General features: G+C 58.3%; 4 protein-coding genes. All 4 read right to left on the bottom strand.

Annotation, left to right across the window (positions count from 1 at the left end; translation table 11 throughout):
- Window positions 1-18: 18 nt before the first annotated feature.
- On the bottom strand, window positions 19-759 hold the full coding sequence (locus NW827_RS04645) for an energy-coupling factor ABC transporter ATP-binding protein (RefSeq protein ID WP_414404195.1): 741 nt from the start codon (window positions 757-759) through the stop codon (window positions 19-21).
- 2 nt (window positions 760-761) lie between these two features.
- A complete protein-coding gene (locus tag NW827_RS04640; RefSeq protein ID WP_414503387.1) occupies window positions 762-1,589 on the bottom strand; it encodes a cell division protein FtsQ/DivIB in 828 nt (275 codons plus the stop codon).
- A 13-nt stretch (window positions 1,590-1,602) separates the two neighbouring features.
- Entirely contained in the window at window positions 1,603-1,821 is a 219-nt protein-coding gene (gene ndhO, locus NW827_RS04635) for an NAD(P)H-quinone oxidoreductase subunit O (RefSeq protein WP_414361182.1), read from the bottom strand.
- 75 nt (window positions 1,822-1,896) lie between these two features.
- Window positions 1,897-2,301, bottom strand: a complete 405-nt coding sequence (locus NW827_RS04630; protein WP_414404193.1) for a hypothetical protein — start codon at window positions 2,299-2,301, stop codon at window positions 1,897-1,899.
- Window positions 2,302-2,536 lie beyond the last annotated feature (235 nt).

Genomic DNA, 2,536 nt, shown 5'->3' with positions numbered 1-2,536 from the left:
TTCCCTAAAGCTCCCAGCTCAGCTACCCCTTCCTTGACAGCGCAGCGATGAGGGTACCTCCAAGCCATGGGCTTCCAAGAGGCCGGCTTGGCCTAGCAACTGCCTTGGGGATCCCTGAGCCCAGATACGGCCTTGATCCAGGAGGATCACCCAATTGCACACCTCAAGAATGAGCTCCAGATCGTGGGAGGCCAGCAGAAAGGTGTGGCCTGCTTGCTGCAAAAAGGCAATGAGCCGTCGTCGTGATCGCAGATCCAGGCCGGCAGTTGGCTCGTCGTAGAGCACCAGCTGGGGCTGCATCGCCAGGACTCCAGCGAGGGCAACTAAGCGCTTTTCGCCATCGGAAAGGTGGTGAGGTGGGCGATTGGCTAGATGCAAGGTGCCGGTCCTTTGCAGGGCTGCCTGCACAGCGGCCGTAATCTCCGCTTCAGGCAGGCCCAGATTGCGCAGTCCAAAGGCTACATCTTCGGCCACGGAGGGGGCAAACAGTTGGTCAGCGGGATCCTGAAACACCAGCCCCACCTCAGGCCGAAACTGGCCGGGCTGCAGCGGCTGACCCAACAACGTAATCTGTCCGGCCCAGGGGGGCAAGAGACCAGCAAGGGCAAGGAACAGGGTAGTTTTGCCAGCACCGTTGGGGCCAATAACCCCTACACGCTGGCCAACTTCAACTCTTAGATCCAGCCCTTGCAGAACCGGCGGGCAACCAGGGTAGGCAACCCACAACTGGTGAACTTCTACCGCCAGCTCTGGAGTCATCCCTAGCGCAGCTCCAAATCCTTCCAGCGCCTCTGCAGGGCAGCAGGGGTAAGCTGCAAGGTGGGCACACTGGGGCTGGTTAGATCAATCCGGAGAATTTCCTCAGGCCTACACTCGCAGTAGCGGAGCAGATCCCGCATTTGGTTGAGGGTTTGAATTTGCAGGGGCAGGCGGTCAGAAAGCGGCCCCAGATAAACATTGCCCAGCTCGGTGTGCAGGGTAATCCCTCCTCCGGAGTGCCAATCCACTGCCCTGATTTGAAATTCAGAAGGTTGCAGGGCTTTGAGCAGTAGCGCCCATTGCTCCGGTGGATGGTTTTCCCAGCCCAGCAGCTCCAACTTAGGCAAAGACCTAGACTGGAGGAAACGGTAGGGATCCGGCGGCAGCCAGTTGCCCTGCAGATCCACCCACCCCGCCTGGCCGCCTTGACGAGCCCGAGCAATCGGCCGCCGTTCCCGCACTTGGACAATAACCCCCACCGGCAGCAACCGCCGCTGCACCTGGACGCTTTCAAAAGGAGAAGGGCGGCTGGGGGATCCCAGCAAGGCTCTTTCCAAGACAGTCGGCTGCACCTGCCAGATATTCACGGGATAGGTCAGAGGCAATTGCTCCCGTATCCAGTCGGGATCCACCCAGTAGCTGCCCCTTACCTGAATTTGCTCGGGCCGGCGAATCTGCCAGTAGGGCTGCCGCAGGCCCAACACCAGCAGCGTCAGAACGCCTACTGAGATAGCCAAGCGCCAGGACCCCTGCCAAAAGCGACTGCGCCGTTGCTGACGCAAAAGTCGCCTGCGCTGCAGAAGTTGTTCGCGCGTGGCAAGGTGGAGCATCTCCTGCTCCCCTTTAGCTTGCAATCTCCTCAACCTGATCCGCCCGCAGCCAAATTGGGGGAGTGGGGACAGCTCCAAACTTAATCTGGACGTAGTCCCCCCTAATGTCCACTACTTCCCCAGCAGTTTCAAAGACGTAGTTGGGGATCATCGGATCACTGGCCTGAGCTTCCAAGCTGCCTTGCAGTTTCTCACGGATAGCTCTTACCAGGGTGCCTCGCTTGATCGCCATTGGCTTTTCCTCTAGTCCTGATTGGCGGGTTAAGTCCGCAAGCTGATCCCTTCCCAAGACTCCCTTGCAACCAGCCTACTTTTTCCGTAAGCTGCGGGCCATCTCGCGGAACTTCTCTAGGTCGGATCCTCCTTGGCGGCGTGAGCCTGCTCCGCTGCTGCCATCTGAGGTGGGGGAGCTCTGCTCAGCCACAGGTTCAGCAGCTTTGGTTTGTTTTTCTAGCTTAACCTTGCTCAAGGAAGAAACCTCCTCCACCACCTCTATCTTGCTGCCAGAGCCAAAGTCTTTGAAAGTATGCTTCACGAGCTTAGGGGTGCGCATGTATTCGATGTTGCCAAGGGTCTTGGCCTCATCGGGGGGGAGGAAGAAGGTGTTGTCTTGCTTGCCTTGCTTTTTGGCCGGCTGAGCGACCTTCTCTGAGACGGGATTGGAATCTGCTTGGCCAGGCGAGCCGAAAAGGCGCCGGAGAATGCCTACCATTGTCGTTTTGCTTGCAGTACGAGGAAAGTTGAGCCGGGAATTCAGCCAGCCGCGCTTAGATAGGGTAACGGCTGAGCTCGGCTATGGAATCATGTTAAGCTAACTCAAGATAACATGCTCCCTCCCTCCAGAGCAGTCTTCTTGGCCAACTGTTTGGAAGGCTTCCACAGGCAGCAGAGGCCAGCGAGAACCTCCCCAGGATCCCTCGACAAGTTCAGGGATCCGAATAGCTGGC

Origin of the sequence: Synechococcus sp. H70.1 (assembly GCF_047502705.1) — a bacterium.
GTDB lineage: Bacteria > Cyanobacteriota > Cyanobacteriia > Thermostichales > Thermostichaceae > Thermostichus.
The sequence above is the reverse complement of the archived record's forward strand: the minus strand, read 5'-3'. Positions and strand labels throughout refer to the sequence as shown.

Coding starts and splice junctions, on each gene's coding strand:
- NW827_RS04630 (WP_414404193.1), bottom strand. CDS start 2,301: ATGGTAGGCATTCTCCGGCGCCTTTTCGGCTCGCCTGGCCAAGCAGAT.
- NW827_RS04640 (WP_414503387.1), bottom strand. CDS start 1,589: ATGCTCCACCTTGCCACGCGCGAACAACTTCTGCAGCGCAGGCGACTT.
- NW827_RS04645 (WP_414404195.1), bottom strand. CDS start 759: ATGACTCCAGAGCTGGCGGTAGAAGTTCACCAGTTGTGGGTTGCCTAC.
- ndhO (WP_414361182.1), bottom strand. CDS start 1,821: ATGGCGATCAAGCGAGGCACCCTGGTAAGAGCTATCCGTGAGAAACTG.